The 16303-nt window shown below is 74.0% G+C and carries 13 protein-coding genes; 5 read left to right on the forward strand and 8 right to left on the reverse strand.

Going from position 1 to position 16303, the window contains the following annotated elements; genetic code table 11:
* The first annotated feature begins 14 nt into the window (after positions 1 to 14).
* From Cba03nite_RS05785 to Cba03nite_RS05795, 3 genes are read left to right on the forward strand one after another with little or no spacing between them, the layout of a single operon-like run.
* The gene (locus Cba03nite_RS05785) at positions 15 to 2114 is read left to right on the forward strand and encodes a hypothetical protein (protein WP_203742779.1); all 2100 of its coding nucleotides are present in this window, start codon (positions 15 to 17) and stop codon (positions 2112 to 2114) included.
* A 9-nt stretch (positions 2115 to 2123) separates the two neighbouring features.
* On the forward strand, positions 2124 to 3323 hold the full coding sequence (locus Cba03nite_RS05790; protein WP_203742781.1) for a YibE/F family protein: 1200 nt from the start codon (positions 2124 to 2126) through the stop codon (positions 3321 to 3323).
* A 40-nt stretch (positions 3324 to 3363) separates the two neighbouring features.
* Entirely contained in the window at positions 3364 to 3777 is a 414-nt protein-coding gene (locus Cba03nite_RS05795) for a DUF7144 family membrane protein (protein ID WP_203742783.1), read from the forward strand.
* 68 nt (positions 3778 to 3845) lie between these two features.
* On the opposite strand, the gene Cba03nite_RS05800 is transcribed toward Cba03nite_RS05795, so the two are convergent.
* A complete protein-coding gene (locus tag Cba03nite_RS05800) occupies positions 3846 to 5408 on the reverse strand; it encodes a CocE/NonD family hydrolase (protein WP_203742785.1) in 1563 nt (520 codons plus the stop codon).
* A gap of 177 nt (positions 5409 to 5585) precedes the next feature.
* The gene (locus Cba03nite_RS05805) at positions 5586 to 6344 is read right to left on the reverse strand and encodes an SDR family oxidoreductase (protein WP_203742787.1); all 759 of its coding nucleotides are present in this window, start codon (positions 6342 to 6344) and stop codon (positions 5586 to 5588) included.
* A gap of 250 nt (positions 6345 to 6594) precedes the next feature.
* On the opposite strand from Cba03nite_RS05805, the gene ddaH reads away from it, so the two are divergent.
* Together ddaH and rocD are read left to right on the forward strand one after the other, a co-directional pair.
* A complete protein-coding gene (gene ddaH, locus Cba03nite_RS05810) occupies positions 6595 to 7404 on the forward strand; it encodes a dimethylargininase (RefSeq protein WP_203742789.1) in 810 nt (269 codons plus the stop codon).
* A complete protein-coding gene (gene rocD / locus Cba03nite_RS05815; RefSeq protein ID WP_203742791.1) occupies positions 7401 to 8621 on the forward strand; it encodes an ornithine--oxo-acid transaminase in 1221 nt (406 codons plus the stop codon). Before ddaH ends, rocD begins: the two co-directional genes overlap by 4 nt.
* A gap of 73 nt (positions 8622 to 8694) precedes the next feature.
* On the opposite strand, the gene Cba03nite_RS05820 is transcribed toward rocD, so the two are convergent.
* The 6 genes from Cba03nite_RS05820 to Cba03nite_RS05845 all read right to left on the reverse strand — a co-directional run bounded on the left by Cba03nite_RS05820 (position 8695) and on the right by Cba03nite_RS05845 (position 16248).
* Positions 8695 to 9747 carry an FHA domain-containing protein gene (locus Cba03nite_RS05820; RefSeq protein WP_203742793.1) on the reverse strand — a complete coding sequence of 351 codons (1053 nt, stop codon included), beginning with the start codon at positions 9745 to 9747 and terminating at the stop codon, positions 8695 to 8697.
* 69 nt (positions 9748 to 9816) lie between these two features.
* Positions 9817 to 10320: an SHOCT domain-containing protein gene (locus tag Cba03nite_RS05825; protein WP_203742795.1), complete on the reverse strand. Its 504-nt coding sequence runs from the start codon at positions 10318 to 10320 to the stop codon at positions 9817 to 9819.
* 61 nt (positions 10321 to 10381) lie between these two features.
* Positions 10382 to 13858, reverse strand: coding sequence for an SCO7613 C-terminal domain-containing membrane protein (locus Cba03nite_RS05830; RefSeq protein WP_203742797.1), 3477 nt, complete (start codon positions 13856 to 13858; stop codon positions 10382 to 10384).
* A gap of 133 nt (positions 13859 to 13991) precedes the next feature.
* Positions 13992 to 15551, reverse strand: coding sequence for a hypothetical protein (locus tag Cba03nite_RS05835; RefSeq protein ID WP_203742799.1), 1560 nt, complete (start codon positions 15549 to 15551; stop codon positions 13992 to 13994).
* The gene (locus Cba03nite_RS05840) at positions 15548 to 15805 is read right to left on the reverse strand and encodes an SHOCT domain-containing protein (protein ID WP_275411544.1); all 258 of its coding nucleotides are present in this window, start codon (positions 15803 to 15805) and stop codon (positions 15548 to 15550) included. Before Cba03nite_RS05840 ends, Cba03nite_RS05835 begins: the two co-directional genes overlap by 4 nt.
* Positions 15805 to 16248, reverse strand: coding sequence for a DUF6325 family protein (locus tag Cba03nite_RS05845; RefSeq protein WP_203742803.1), 444 nt, complete (start codon positions 16246 to 16248; stop codon positions 15805 to 15807). The genes Cba03nite_RS05840 and Cba03nite_RS05845 overlap by 1 nt, the downstream gene beginning before the upstream one ends.
* Positions 16249 to 16303: the final 55 nt, after the last annotated feature.

The raw sequence follows: 16303 nt of genomic DNA on the forward strand, positions 1-16303 counted from the left end.
CTACGCTGCGGGGCGTGCCGACGACCACCGCACCGCGTCCGCCCTCGCCACCCCTGCCGCCGAGCACCACCGCCGCGCCCGTACGGCCGGTGCGGCCCGCCCGGCGGGACCGGCGGGCCCTGCTCGTCGTGATCGCCGTGGCGCTGGCCCCCGCGCTGCTGCTGCGGGAGCTGATCGGCGTGTTCACCGCCGGGGCCGGCAGCACCGTCCTGGACGGCTCGCTGCTGCCCGGCCCGGCGGAGTCCGCGGGCGGGGCAGGCAAGCTGCTGGTCGCCGTGGGCTGGATCGTCGCGTTCGCGGCGGGCACGATCGTCGCGGCGGGAGGCCTGCGCGGGCGGCCCGTATCGCCGTGGGCCGCGTTGCGGGTCGCCGTCCGGCGGCTGCCCTGGCTCCTCGTGATGCTGCTGCTCATCGCGATCGCCGCGCAGGGGCTCATGCTGTTCGGCAGCGCCGCCCTGGGCCCGGTCGGGGAGCGCGCGTCCGTATTCGAGTTCGCCGCGGTGTTGCTCCTGGTGCTCCTCCCCGTGCTGGCCGTGCTGGCGACCCGGCTGCTGGTGATCCCGGCGATCGTGCTCGGCGACGGCGCGGGCAACCGCCTCGCGCACGCGCACGCGCTCGCCTCGGGCAGGCTGGTGCGCACCGGCGCCTCACTGCTGCTCGGCGTGGTGGTCCTGCCGCTGCTGGCGACCGCGCTCACCGAGACGATCGCCATGCGCCTGCCCGTCGCGGCCGTGCCGCTGGAAGCGCTGGGCCTGGCGGCGGCCGCGCTGCTGCAGTCCCGGACCCTCGCGGACGTCTACCTGCGGCGGCGCCCTGCCGGGCAGGCAGGTCCCGAAGTGTCGCTGGACGAGGTGGACCGGCGGCTGGCCGAGCTGTCCGCCCCGGCCGCCCCGCGCCCGGCCGCCGTGGCCGGAGCGGTCGCGTTGCTGCTGGCCCCGATGCTCGCCGGGGGTGCGGTGGTGGTCGGCGACCCGTTCGGCGGCCCGCGCGCCACCCGCACCGACGTGTCGTGGAGTGGCGAAGTGCTGGCCACGGCGTGGCCCCAGGGCGGGCACCCGGTCGTGGTGACCACGTTCGGCCCGCACTGGTGTCTCGACGACGCGTGCGGGTCCGTGGTGTCCCAGTCCTCGGATCCGCTGGCGCTCGGCGGCCCGTACGCCGCGACCGCCGTCACCGCGGACGGCACCGTGGTCGCCGCGGGCATCCGCGGCCGCGAGATGCCGGGAGTGATCAAGACCGACGGCGACGACGCGGTGCAGCTGCAGCGCTGCTCGGCGCCCTGGGCCCCGGCGGACGCCAAGCCGCAGCCGGGCACCTGCGAGGACGGCATCACCCGTTGGCACAGCGGCGGCGACGAGGACGAGGCGCAGCTCGCGGTCGCGGCCGGGGCGGACGGCGCGATCGTGGTCGCCACCGCCCGCCCGCTGCTGCCCGCGGCTGACGGCAAGGCGCGGGTGCAGCTGGCGGTGACCCGGTGCACCACCGTCCACTGCACCGCCCGCTCGCTGAAGGTGCTGGCCACGCTGCCGCTCAGCCTCGACCTGCCCGACGGCCGGTTCGCACCCGCGCCGCTGCTGCGGCTCACCCTGGACGCCCAGGACCGGCCCACCGTGCTGCTGCGCGACCCCGCCGGAACGACCGCACACGTCGCCGGCTGTGTGCACGCGGACTGCGCCGAGGTACGCCTCAGCACCACGACCGCACCCGCCGACGGGGCCGCGCCCGCCGTGGCCGTGACCGGCGCGGACGGCATGCCGCGCCTGGCGGAGGTGCCGCCGCCCGGCGTAACCGGGGCCGACCCGGTGGCCCTGGTCGCCGGGAACACTTTGTACGGCCTGGGCGTCGAGCCGGTCCCCGCCGACGCGGGCTCGCTCACCGGCAGCCTGCCCGGACGGCGGCTGGTGCTCTGGCAGTGCCCGCCCGGCGGAACCGGCACGGGGCGGCGCACCGTGCTGGCCCCGATCGAGCTGGAGCCGCGCCAGGCCGGGCTCACCGTCGCGGCCGACGGACGGGTGTTCGTCACCTACGCCGACGACGGCTACCGGTTCACCATGCTGGTCACCGGTGCGGGCAAGAAGGCCAAAGGCGCCTACTGCCGGGGGTTCGCGGGCTAGTTTCGGCACATGGGAGCCGGTCACAGCCACGAGCCCAGCGAGACGCTCCCACCCGCGCCACCGGACCTGCGCCGGATAGTCACGCTGGTCATCGTGCCGCTGGTGGTGGCCACCCTGATCGGGCTGATCGTGCTGTGGCCGCGCGGCGAGACGGCGCAGCAGCCGTCGGACACCATGGCCCGCCTGCACGGCGAGGTGGTCGCGGCGACCCCGCCCTGCCCGCGCGAGGTGCCCGCCCAGCCGGGCGGCGACTGCGGCACCGCCCAGGTGCGGGTCGGCGGCGAGACGGTGGACGCCGTGGTCCCCACCGGGCCCAGCGCGCCCCAGGTGGCGGTCGGCGACAAGGTCGTGCTGATCTCCTCGCCCGACGCGCAGGGCGGGCAGCGTTACGCCGTGGTCGACCACGACCGGTGGGGCTGGCTGCTGGCGCTGGTCGCGCTGTTCGCCGCGGCGGTGATCGGCTTCGCCCGCTGGCGCGGCGTGGCCAGCCTGGTCGGGCTCGCGGTCAGCTTCGGGGTGCTGCTGCTGTTCATCCTGCCCGCCATCCAGCGCGGCGAGCCGCCGCTGGCGGTGGCGATCGTCGGCTCCGCCGTGATCATGTTCGCGGTCATCTACCTCACCCACGGCGTCAGCGTGGGCACGTCCATGGCGGTGCTCGGCACGCTCGCCGCGCTCGTGCTCACCGGCCTGCTCGGCCTGCTCTGCACCCACCTGCTGCACCTGTCCGGCGCGGGCTCGGACGAGGCCGCGATCCTCACCAACGTGCTGGCCGGGGTGGACCTGCGCGGCCTGCTGCTGGCCGGGATCATCATCGGCACCCTGGGCGTGCTCGACGACGTCGCCATCACCCAGCTGGCCATCGTCGGCGAGCTGTCGCTGGCCGACCCCACGCTGAGCGCCCGCCGCCTCTACCGGTCGGCGATCAAGGTGGGCCGCTCCCACGTCGCGTCCGTGGTCAACACCATCATCCTGGCGTACGCGGGCGCGTCGCTCCCGCTGATGCTGCTGCTGGTCACGGCGGGCACGCGTACCAGGGACGTGCTCGCCACCCAGGTCATGGCCGCGGAGATCGTGCGGGGCGTGGTGGGCACGCTGGGGCTGATCGCGGCGGTTCCCATCACGACCGCGCTGGCGGCCTGGGCGATCTCCCGCGCGCACCGGCACCGCGTTTCCGCCGTTCCGCCTGAGCAGGGGCTCACGCAGGGATAACGTGAAGGTGCTTCGTCCGTTTCGCACGAAGGTGGGTGCTATGTCGACCGTGGCGAAAGCGACCGATCGCATCGGGTCGGGCTGGCTGTCCTTCTCCGGTCTGATGATCCTGCTACTGGGGGTGTTCAACGTGGTGGAGGCAATCTTCGCGATCGTCAACGACCGGTACGCCGCCTACGCCACCTCCACGGGTGGGGAGCTGTACCTGTTCAACCTGCACACCTGGGGCTGGCTGCACCTCATCCTCGGCGCGGTGCTGATCGCCGTCGGCGCCGGCATCCTGGCCGGGCAGGAGTGGGCGCGCGGCGCGGGCATCGGCCTGGCCGGCGCGACGGCCCTGCTCCAGATGCTCTACCTGCCGGTCTACCCCTTCTGGTCGATCGTCAACATCGCCCTCTGCATCCTGGTCATCTACGGCCTCGTCGTCCCGCCCCGCGGCTCGATCGCCGAATGACCTCCCACTACTGATCACGGCTCCCGCCACGTCCTGGTACGACATGGCGGGAGCCGTGCCCGCGGGGGTCAGCGGGTGGGCAGGTCCAGCCAGGACTGGCCGGAGAAGGCGACGGAGCCGAGCCAGGCGTTCTCGTCGAGATAGAGGCCGTCGTGGCCGTCGATCACCAGCGCGAGGCGGTGGCCGGCGGGCACGTCCCAGCTGGTCGCGGGCAGGCGGATGTCGGCCGTGCGGGCCGTGTTGGCGGTCGCGTCGAGCCAGGAGACCGGCGCGTGGGTGATCAGGCGGCCGGTGCCCAGGGCGTCGACGTCGTAGAGGTACGCCACGATGGTGCCGCTGCGCTCGGTCGGGGTGAACCGGGCGTGCACCGTGGCGCTGCCGCGGATGCGTACCGTGGCGCCGGTCGTGTCGCCCAGCCAGACCCCGGCGTTGTCGCGGTCCACCGCGGGCAGCCAGGCCGTCGGCGGGATGCCGGTGAGCGCCTGCAGCCCGTTGGACAGCAGCACCACTCCCCCGGCGGCGACGGTGTCGTCGTTGAACCAGGCCCGCCGGGACCAGCCGGTCGTCGCGGTGCCGCCCAGGCCGCCGGTGCCGGTGAGCCAGTTGACTTCGGACAGGCCGTACCGGCGGGTGGTGGTGCTGGTCGCGGCCCAGTTCGAGTACGCCTCGACCGGCCCGCCGGTCATCGAGCGCAGCACCACGGACGGCTCGGTGTCGATGCCGTTCGCGATGCCGGACAGGTGCCGGTCGAACCAGCGCCGCACCGAGGTCCACACGTGGTTGTCCAGCCCGGCCAGGCCGGTGAGCTCCGGGATCGCGTGGTCGCCGGGGGCCAGTTCCAGCCGCTTCGGCCCGGCCAGCGCACCGTAGAAGTCGACGAGCTGGTTGGGCGGGAAGATCGTGTCGCCGTACCCGCTGGCCATGAGCACCGCCGGGCGGTTGGCGTTGAGCGCGGGCAGGTATGCCGCCGCCGAGCGGGCCTGCGCGAACGCCTTAACCCCGGGGATGTTCCGGTTGGCGTAGAAGTCGGCGATGACCGCGTCGAACTCGGCGCTCGTGTCGCCGAGCAACGCCGCCGCCCCGACCAGCAGCGCCGACGACTGCAGCCGCCGGGTGTCGCCGCCGTAGAGGGAGGCGACGAGGTCGCTCCAGCCGGACAGCGCCGCCACGGCCCGCACCCGGGCGTCGTGCGCGGACGTGATCAGGCTGATGCCGGCGCCGTAGGAGACGCCGGCCATGCCGATGCGGGACGCGTCGGCGGTGGTGTTCGCGACGAGCCAGTCGAGCACCCGGGACGCGTCGGCGACGTCCTTCGGCCCGGCGGTGTCGATCTCGCCGCCCGAGGCCCACCAGCCCCGCGGCGTGTACGAGAGCACGGTGTACCCGCCCTCGGCGAGCGCCCCGGCCTGGGCGACGTACTCCAGGTCGTTGAGGCCCCAGCTGGACGGGAAGACCACGGCGGGATGGCGGCCGGGACTGGTCGGCTCGATGACGTTGGCGTTGAGGACCACCCCGTCCGGGGCGGTGATGTCGATGAAGCGGAAACCGGTGGTGGGGGCGGCCTGGGCGGGGACGGCCCAGGTGGTGGCGGCCAGAACGGCCACCGCCAGGAGGGACAGGGATCTCCTCACGGTGCACCTCGCGGGGGTGTCAGCGGTGCTGCGACGAAGTTACCGAGAGGTAACCATGTCGTGAGCTAGATCACAATACCCGCGAGTAGCTTTTTATGGACGTTGGCCTATCTGGATGAGTTCGATTTTCGAAAGCTCATCCATATAGGCCAACGTCGATGACAGAACGGGGCTTGGTCAGCCGCGGGGGCCGCCGGCGACGTAGATGACCTGGCCGGTGACGAAGCCGGCGCCCTCACTGGCCAGGAACGAGATGGCGTGCGCGACGTCGGCGGGGGTGCCCACCCGGCGGACTGGGGTCTCCGCGGCGCGGGCGGCCTGGAACGCCTCGAAGTCGACGCCGACGCGCGCCGCGGTGGCGGCGGTCATCTCGGTGACGATGAAGCCGGGCGCGACCGCGTTCGCGGTGATGCCGAACGGCCCCAGCTCGATGGCCAGGGTCTTGGTGAACCCCTGCAGGCCGGCCTTGGCGGCGGCGTAGTTGGCCTGGCCGCGGTTGCCGAGCGCGGACGTGCTGGACAGCGACACGATGCGGCCGTACTTCTGCTCGACCATGTACTTCTGCACCGCGCGGCTGCACAGGAACGCGCCGCGCAGGTGCACCGACATGACGGTGTCCCAGTCGCTGTCGGTCATCTTGAACAGCAGGTTGTCGCGGAGCACCCCGGCGTTGTTGACCAGCGCGGCGGGTGCGCCGAGGGTGGCCGCGACGTGCGCCACGGCGGCATCCACGGCGGCGGAGTCGGACACGTCCGCGCCGACCGCGATGGCCCGGCCGCCCGCCTTCGAAATCGCCGCGACGGTGTCGGCGCAGTTCTCCTCGGCGAGGTCGACGGCGGCGACGGCGAATCCATCGGCGGCGAGCCGCACGGCCGTGGCGGCGCCGATGCCCCGGGCGGCGCCGGTGACGATCGCTACTTGCTGGCTGTCAGTCATGCGCCGCACTTTAACGACAGTTCAGCGCACTCCGGAACCGGCCCGCGCCCGGCGCGCCGCGCACGCGCGGGATCGCGGCGCGAGCGGTGGCGCGCTAGCGTCGGAGGCACGGGGAGGCGCACCGCCGAACGCGCAAGTGGATGTTGACGCAACGGATCGTTGGTCGACACGATGAAATGCGCAAGAAACCAAGGTCATGCGCATGGCCGAATGATGGTTACGCTGCGATCTTCCCCCTTAGCGTTAGATCATGCAGAAGCGCTTTCTGATGTGCCGGCCCACCCACTTCGCCGTCACCTACAAGATCAACCCCTGGATGGACCCGGCCGCGCCGTACGACACCACCCTGGCGATCAGCCAGTGGGAGAGCCTCAAGGCCACGTACGAGAACCTCGGCCATCAGATCGAGCTCATCGACCCCGTGCCCGGCCTGCCCGACATGGTCTTCGCCGCCAACGGCGGCACCGTGATCGACGGCCGGATGTTCACCGCCCAGTTCCGCCACGCCGAGCGCGCCGACGAGGGCCCGGCCTACCGCGACTGGTTCGACCGCGCCGGCTACGAGGTGCACGACGCCAAGCACGTCAACGAGGGTGAGGGCGACATCCTGCTCGCCGGGGACTACGTCCTGGCCGGTACGGGCTTCCGCACCGCGCACGCCTCGCACGCCGAGGTTCAGGAGGTCTTCGGCCGCCCGGTGATCACCCTGCAGCTGGTGGACCCGCGCTTCTACCACCTGGACACCGCGCTCGCGGTGCTGTCCACGGGCGCCGACGGCAAGCCCGCCAACATCGCCTACCTGCCCGAGGCGTTCTCGCCGGGCAGCCAGAGTGTGCTGCGTCAGCTGTTCCCGGACGCCGTGATCGCTAATATCGAGGATGCCGAGGTGCTGGGACTCAACGCGGTCAGCGACGGCGTCAACGTCGTGCTGCCGGTCCAGGCCACCCACCTCGCGGAGGAGTTGCGCAAGGCCGGCTACGAGCCGATCGGAGTGGACGTCTCCGAGCTGCGCCTGGCCGGTGGTGGACCCAAGTGCTGCACCCTGGAGCTGCGCTCATGAACTCGATCGTCGACAGCCGTACGCCCTCCGCGGTAGCCGAGGCGGAGCGGTACACGGCGCACAACTACCACCCGCTGCCGGTCGTCATCGCCGAGGCGGAGGGCTGCTGGGTCACCGACGTCGACGGGCGGCGCTACCTGGACTTCCTGTCCGGGTACTCGGCGCTGAACTTCGGCCACCGGCACCCCGGCCTGATCGCCGCCGCGCACGCGCAGCTGGACAAGCTCACGCTGACCAGCCGCGCGTTCATCCACGACCAGTTCGCCGAGTTCTGCCAGCGGCTGGCCGCGCTCACCGGCCAGGACCTGGTGCTGCCGATGAACACCGGCGCCGAGGCCGTGGAGACCGCGATCAAGGTGGCCCGCAAGTGGGGCTACCAGGTCAAGGGTGTGCCGGACGGGCAGGCGAAGATCATCGTGGCGGCGGACAACTTCCACGGCCGCACCACCACGATCATCAGCTTCTCCACCGACGAGGACGCGCGCGCCGACTTCGGCCCGTACACCCCGGGCTTCGAGATCGTGCCGTACGGCGACCTGGAGGCGCTGGCCGACGCGGTCGACGAGTACACCGTCGCGGTGCTGCTGGAGCCGATCCAGGGCGAGGCGGGCGTGCTGGTCCCGCCGGACGGTTACCTGTCCGGCGTACGGGCCCTGTGCAGCCAGCGCAACGTGCTGTTCCTGGCCGACGAGATCCAGAGCGGCCTGGCCCGCACCGGGCGCACGTTCGCCGTCGACCACGAGGACGTCCGGCCGGACATGCACATCATGGGCAAGGCGCTGGGCGGCGGCATCGTGCCCGTCTCCGCCGTCGCGGCCAGCCGCGAGGTGCTCGGCGTGCTCCAGCCCGGCCAGCACGGCTCGACCTTCGGCGGCAACCCGCTGGCCTGCGCGGTCGGCATCGAGGTCGTGAAGCTGCTGGAGACCGGCGAGTATCAGAAGCGCTCGACCGAGCTGGGCGGCCTGCTGCACGAGCAGCTGCGCGCGCTGATGGGCCGGGGCGTCACGGCGGTCCGCGGGCGCGGCCTGTGGGCGGGGGTCGACATCGACCCGGGCGTGATGAGCGGCCGGCAGGCGTCGGAGAAGCTGATGGCCCGCGGCATGCTCGCCAAGGACACCCACGGCACCACGATTCGGCTGGCCCCGCCGCTGGTCATCGAGGAGGACGAGATCTCCTGGGCGGTACGCCAGCTCGCCGAGGTGATCGGCGCCGCGTGACCAGCGCCTGAGGGGGCGAGGTTAAGAAGGGCACCTTCTTCTACGGATTCCGTTAAGAAGGTGCCCTTCCTTGTCAGAAGCCGGGGCGGAAGGTCATGGTGGGGGCGTCGGACATGATCGAGGAGCTGTCGACGGGGCGGCTGCTGGCGAGGGCGCCGACGCGGCCGATCTCGACGCCGGGGAACAGCTCGACGATGTCGGAGACGCCGAGCTGGCGGCTGGCGCCGCGGCTGAGCTGCAGCTCGCCGTCGGCCGCGCCGCCGAGGCGGACCAGGGTGCCGTTCATGCTCAGGTCGGTCACCGAGACGCCCTGCGGGGTCAGCGCCATCGACACGTGGGCGCGGCTCACCTTGGCCCGCGCGTCCTCGCTCAGCCACGGGCCGAGCTGTACGCCGATCTGCCCCTGACCGCCGTCGGGCGCGCGGCCCACCACGACCGGACCGGCCGCGGTCACCACGAAACGGGTCCGGATCACGCCGTCCACCCGCACCGCGAGCACCTGCTGCGGCGGGCGCGGGCCGTTGTCGCCGAGCGGCACCTCGTGCCGGCCGCAGACGGGCTGGCCGTTGCGCAGGCGGGGCACGGGCTGGCCGCTGCCGCGGCGGGCCGGGCCGAAGTTGGCGCAGTCGGGGTCCGGGCAGTGCCACCAGCGGGCCATCAGCTGGCGGCCGACCGGGGACGGGCCCGACGGCATCGGGCCGCGCGGCTGCAGCACGGTGCCGCCCGCGCCGGGCAGCGGCGACCACACCGCGGGCAGCACCCGCGAGATGATCGGCAGGCCGGTCAGCTCGGAGACCTCGATGACGCGCGGCGCGGCGCCGGGCACCACCTCGACCACGCCGTCGTCGGCCCAGCGGCGCATGACCATACGCTCGTTGGAGGTGAGGTCCTGGTTGGAGAGCAGGGACTTGTCGACGACGCAGTACGCCGAGACGTGCTCCTCGCCGACCTGGCGGGCCAGCGCGTCCACCACCATGCCCAGCCGCACCAGGTTGGCCGGGCGGCCGCCGTCCAGGTCGGCACAGTAGATCAACTCAGCCACGTCGAGCACGCCAGCGGCGAGCCCCGGGTCGGTGCCCAGCCGCCGTTCGATCGCATCCAGCACCTGACTGACCTCGAACCTCATAGGGACAGACCCTAGGTTCGCGGCGCGACCTGCCGCAACCCGCAAGATGGCTAGGTCACAGGCGGTGGTCTATGCGGTCGGGCCGAATCCGGCAGGCCGGGTCGGCGGCGTGCTGCTGGGCGGGGGCGGAGGCGGCGGTGCGGCGGGCGCCGCGGGCGGGGTGCCCGGCACGGGCGGCGGTCCCCCGGCGGGCGTGGCGGATCCGGCCGCCCGCGCCGCGTCGAGCACCCGCGCCTTCTCGGCGGCGAACTCGGCGTCGGTCAGCTTGCCCCGGTCGTGCAGGTCCGACAGCAGGCTGAGCTGCTGCGCGGTGTCGGTCGGCGCGTACTTCGCGACGAACTCACGGCTGGCCTCGTCCATCGCCTTCCGCTCCTGCGGGGTGGCCCCGGGCTGCCGAAAGATCAGGTAGATCAGGGTGCCGAGGAACGGCATCAGGATCACGATCACGATCCACAGCGCCTTCAGCCAGCCGGACAGGTCGTCGCGACGGAAGATGTCGATGATCGCGAAGGCCCAGATCAGCAGCAGCGGGATGAAGATCAGCAACAGCCAGAAGACATCCCAGAAGTCCATCTTTCCCCCTTTGTGGCAACTACGCCCATTCTGTCGGGCAGAGCTGCCGGAGGGGAGAGAACTACCGCATCCGGCCTACCGCGGCCCGCAGGCGAGCCACGTCCCGGCGGCTGCGCTCGTACGTGATGGCCAGCGCGAGCAGCACCGCGCCGCCCACCGCGATGGGCACCCAGGTCGGCAGCAGCCGCGACACCAGCAGCAGCTCGTGCAGCGCCAGCACCAGCAGCACGGCGCCGCCCAGCAGCACCGGCGCCTGCAGCCGCCGGACCGCGCCGAACACGGTCACCGCCAGCGCCCCGGCCCCCAGCAGCAGCCGCCGCAGCGGCGTGCCGCCCTCGTCGGTCAGCGCCCCGGCCAGGCTCGGCAGCAGCGCCGCGGCCAGCGCGGGACCGGCGAACAGCCAGCTCGACAGCTCCGGGCGGCGGCGTGCGGCATACCAGCCGACGCCGACCGCGAGCAGCGCCACCGGCAGCGTGTACGCCTCCAGCACCCCGACGCCCTCCGCGAAGAGGATCACCCACCAGGCCAGTGCCTCCAGCACCGCCGCGGCGGCCGCCCGGACCAGCCGCTCCCCCGCCGGGGCGCGCAGCACGGTCAGCCCGATCGCCACCCCCCACAGCGCCAGCACCAGCGCGCTCGGGCGGCCCTGCCCGTGGCACAGGGTCAGCGCGACCAGCGCCGCCGAGTGCGCCGCCGCCTCCGCCGCGGCCCGCTGCTCGCGCGCGAACGGCGCGTACGCCAGCCCCAGCACCAGCGCCGCGACCCCGAGCACCAGGTACGCGGTGAACTCGGTGCGCAGCTCGGCGGCCTCGCCGACGGCGATCGCCAGCAGCACCTTCACCGCCGCACCGGTCAGCCAGCCGGCCGTGCGCACGGCTCGCGCCCGCGCGCCCACCGCGATCGCGCTCAGCGCGACCGTCACCAGCGCCAGCCCCGCGATGGTGGACCACTTCTCGGCCAGCAGCCCGGCCAGCCCGACGCCCGTGAGCAGCACCCCGTAGAGGGCGCCGGGCAGCGTCAGCACACCGGCCGGGCGCAGCGCGACCAGCACCAGCAGCGCCGTGCCGAGCACCAGCTGCACCGCGCTGACCGTCGGCCAGGGCGCGTCCGCCGCGGCCAGCGCGACCAGCACGGCGACCCCGGCGGTCAGCCCCGCCGCCGCCAGGGCCGGCCGGAGGCCGGATGCGATCCTGCCCGCCGGTGCCTCCGCGTCCGCCGAGGACTTGCGAGCCGGTCGCCAGAACCAGAACGCCACTGCGGGCACCAGCAGGAACAGTGCGATCGCGGGCGCCCACGGCAGCTGATCGATCGGATACGCGCACAGCCCGGTCCCGGCCGGGTCACCCGCCCAGATGTGGGTGAGCCAGGTCAGCGGTTCGATGAAGACGCGGTGCAGGGCCTGCCCGCACAGCAGCAGGGTCAGCGCCAGCACGGCCTGGGCGGGCAGCTCGGCCCGCGCCCAGCGCGCCTGCACGCCGACCAGTGCCAGCGCGAGCGTGCACAGCGCCGCATAGACCGGATAAGCGTCCTGCCCCCAGGCGGCGGGCAGCGCCCACAGCGCGCCGACCAGCCCGCCGACCACCGCGAAGTCGCGCAGCCGGGCCGGGGACAGGTACACCCACAGCGGCATCAGCACGGCCGCGGCCAGCATCGCCCGGCGCGCCCACAGGTCGTCGACGCCCGCCGCGGCGACGATGCTGTGCACCGCGGGCGGCAGCAGCGCCAGCGCCACCGCCCCGGCCGACCCGCCGACGGCGAACGGCGCGCCGGTCCGCGTCCGCGCCACCGCGGCCGCACCCAGCCCGAGCAGCACCACCACGGACAGCGCCACGGCCGAGTGCACGGGCGAGCGCGCCCCCACCAGCAGCGCGTGCGCCGCCAGCAGCGCGGCCGCACCGCCCCACAGCGCCCCGTTGCGGCGCAGCAGCAGCGCGATCGCCAGCGCACCGGCCGCCACCACCAGGTCGATCACGAGCGGTGCCCACGAGCTGAGCGGCGGGTTGTCCGGCAGCGCCAGCGCGAGCAGCACCAGCGTCGCGGCCGTCACCCAGGCGCGCACCGGCAGCCTGGTCAGCGCCCAGGCCGCGCCGGCCGTCAGTACCAGCGCCACCAGCGGCTGCCAGGAGTACGCCCCCTCGAACGGCACGTGCATGGCGTCCCACCACGGCGTGGCGTCCACGACGGACCGCCAGCCGATCAGCAGCGCCCAGCCCGCGACCAGCGGCGCGGGCACGCACACCGCGACGATCGCGCCGACGCGCACGCCGTCGGCGACCATGGACAGGCGCTCGGGCAACCGCCGCCGCAGCACCACGGCCAGGGCCGCGACCAGCGCCGCCGCGACCGCCGCCACCAGCAGCCAGTGCTTCGGCCACCACACCATCGCCGGGCGGGCCACCGCGGCGAACAGCGCCAGCGTCAGCATGGCACCGGCCACCGAGCGGCTGAGGACGGCCGCGGTGCCGGTGACCTGCCACAGCCCGGCGGCCAGCACCCCGGCCGTCGCCAGCAGCACCAGCCCACCGGTCGCCGCGGTGTCCACCTCCGTGCCGAGCAGCCACGCGAACAGCGCCACCACCGCGCCCACCACGAGCGCGCCGCAGTAACCCAGCATCGCCAGCACCCGCAGCGCCACCAGCCCGGCCAGCGGCGCCGCAGGCACGGCAGCGCCATCCGCCGTCGCGGCCTCAGCGGTCGACGCCTCCTCAGCGGTCGACGCAGCCTCAGCGTTCGAGGCGGCCTCAGCGGCGGGCGCGGTCTCAGCGGCGGGCGCGGGAGCGCGTAGAGCGCGGTAGAGCAGGAGGTTGCCGAGCGCGACGGCCAGGAAGACCGCCGACCAGCCCGCGATGTCGATCGAGGATTCCACGAAGAACAGCGGCAGCACGGGCTGCGCTGCGAGCAGCGCGCCGAACCGCGTCGCGGCGGTGCCGACGGCCCGCGCGTATCCGTAGCCGAGCAGCGCGGTGAAGGCGGCGACGCTGCCCGCGTAGAAGGCCGGATCCCAGGTGTCGGCGACGCCGCCGAGGTTGACGTACCAGACGGCATACCCGTCGAGGACCACCAGCAGCAGGCCCAGCGCGGCGAAGGTCTCCGCGGTGCCGGTCAGCGCGCGGCGGCGCACCAGCGGCGGCACGGCCAGCATGCCGAGCGTGAGCACGCCCAGGATCAGCGCCCGGCCGGTGACGTCGAACGCCGCCCAGGCCACCGCGGTGAACACGATCGCGGCGATGCCCAGCAGCAGGCCACCCAGCACGAACAGCAGGTTCTGCACGGTACGCGGCGAGGACTCCGGGCCGCGCCCGGCCTGCGGCGGCAGTGCCGTCCCCGCGGCGGGCGGCCGGGTGGCCGTGGTCGGCGGCAGGGTGAGCAGCGTGGACTGGTGCGCGCGCTCGCGGGCGACCGCGGTGCGCACCGCCGTGGCGTGCAGCTCCCGGTCCCGGCGGACCTGCGCGAGCTGCGCCGACAGCGACTCGTACGCGCTGCGCGCCTGCTCCACCTGCGGCACCAGCTCCGCGATACGCGCGTCGTGCGCCAGCACCGCCGCGGCGTTCGCATCGGGCGCGCGACCACAACCTGGGCACGGTCCGGCCAAGGTCGCGGTCTGGCCGCACACGGGGCAGGGGTACGTCGACGCGGGCTCCATGCGCGACAGCATGCCGCAGCCGCGCCAGTCAGGAATCCCCCGGCCGGTCGGCTGCTCCGTTCCCGCTGGCGGTGGGTGGTCCGGCAGCCGGTGGCGGCTCCTCGGCCGGCGGCGGCGCGGGCGGTGGTTCGTCCACGACGGTCACCCCGTCCACGGCCGGGGGCACCGCGTACCGCACCGTCGGCGCGTCCGGGGACGGCTCGCCGCCCGGCGGGACCTCGGCCACGTCCGGGTGCGCGGGCAGCATGGAAGCCTCGTCCCCGGGGATCCCGGCGGGCGCGGGGGCGAGCACCGTGGCAGGCATGTGGCGGCCCAGGGTGAGCAGCAGCGTGGCGATCGCGGCGCAGACGAACGCCCAGATCGCGGTGGCCACCGACGGGCGGGCGAGCAGCCACCACGCGGCCAGCACACCCACCGCGACGGCGAACCAGCGGAAGTGGCGCCGCACGAACGCGCCCGCGCGCACCGCCCACGGCTGGCGGGCCAGCGGCACCACGGCCCGGTCGACGATCGCGTTGACGCCGCGGCGCAGCAGCACCGCGGGGCGCGAGGGCCCGGCCAGCAGCGCCCAGAGCACCCCGAGCAGCGCCGCCACCAGCACCGTCACGAGCGCGGTGAGCAGGAAACGGATCAGGGTGTCGTACACGTCGAGCGCGACGCCGGCGTTGAGCCCGCGTTCGGTCGCGCGCTGCATGACCCGGTCGCGCACCACCTGGTTGGTGAGCAGGGCAGCGCCGAGCAGCACAGCGCTGAGCAGCAGGCCGAGGATGAGCCCGCGCCGCCGGTTGGGCGCGGTCCACACGGCCAGGCCCAGCAGCGCCAGGGCCAGCGGCGGCAGCCAGGTGGCGCTGACGTCGAGCAGCCGGACGTAGCGCTGGATCTCCGGGAGCTGGTCCACCTGCGCGACGGTGTACGGGATGGACATGTCGGGGATGCGCGCGGCCAGGCCGAACCCGCGATCCACCAGCTCCTGCCGGGCTGCGGCGAGCACGGGGCCGAGGTCGATCACGATGTCGGTGCCGTTGGCGTGCAGCATCGGGCCGCCCTGCCCGGTGAGCAGGCCCGCCACGTTCTGGTGCGCCCTGCGGTTGACCTCGATCCACACGCTGGAGAAGCGGGGCGAGGTCACCACCTCGCCCACCACCTTGTGGATCTGGTTCTGCAGCCAGGAGCTGACGGCCGGGGTGACCAGGTCGATGATCGACTGTGCGCGCGGCAGGTCCACCGCCGCCGCGAGGTCGCCGGCGAGCTTCTCCAGCGGCAGCCGCGCCATGATCTCGTGGGTGACCCGGTCGGTGATCGCCGCCTGCACCTGCGGGTCGGAGGCCAGCGGGGCGACCGTCTCCACATAGCGGTCGGTGTCGAGCAGTTCGGAGCGGGCATAGCGAGCCGTCACCGACGCCACCACCAGCACCGCGGCGAGCAGGGCGAGCAGCGTCGCCCCGATCCAGCGCGCGGTCCGGGCCGGGCGGCCCCGCGGGGCGGGCGGCGGCTCCGGCGTACGCGCTTCCTCGGCGCTCGCCTCGGCACCGGCCAGCCGCTGCTCCCACGCCGTCCGCGACGGCTCGTGTACCGGCTCGTCGGTCATGTGCCCAGCAGCCTTGCCTTGGCGGCCGCGAACTCGGTCGCGGTCAGCACCCCGGCGGCGCGCAGGTCTGCCAGCTCGCCGAGCCGCTGGTGCTCGCGCACCGCCTGCCGGGCGGCCTCGCGCTGCGCGTCGTCGTGCCGTCCCCGGTCCGTCCAGGGGGTCGGCCCGCCCATCGGCCCCGCCACCGCGCAGGCGCGGGCGGCCGTGCCCAGCAGGCCCGGCCCGTACCGGGCCACCGGCGGCCGGCGCAGCATCACGGCAGCCTCCCGCCCGCGGCCACGGCGGCCTCCTCGATCGCGTCCACCACCGGTCCCGGGATGCGCTCGGCCATCACGATCTCGCCGCCCGCCTCGTCGATGACGGTGCGCAGGCTGCTCAGCCACAGGTGCTCGAACAGCAGCACCAGCGCCTTCGCGCCGGGTCTGATCGTCTCCGCGAGATCGTGCACGTCCTGTTCGGAGATGAGCCCGTCGACCGCCTGGATGGCCGCGTCGATCGCCTCGAACTCGGCGTCGCCCTCGTACGCGCTCAGCTCGTGCGAGGTGACCGTGCCGTCGGCGGCGCGGTCCACCACCACCATGTCGATGATCCGGACGATCTCCTGGTCGACCAGGCGGTGCAGCTCGGGGCCGAGGCGGCGCCCGGGGAAGCCGCCGGTGAACTCGACGACCACGAACTCCAGCGGGCCCCTCTTCATCGCTCTCCCCCTCACTCCAGCCTGAGGCTACTCATCCGAAAAGGGAGAATTCTGG

This window comes from Catellatospora bangladeshensis, from assembly GCF_016862575.1.
Taxonomy (GTDB): Bacteria; Actinomycetota; Actinomycetes; order Mycobacteriales; family Micromonosporaceae; genus Catellatospora; species Catellatospora bangladeshensis.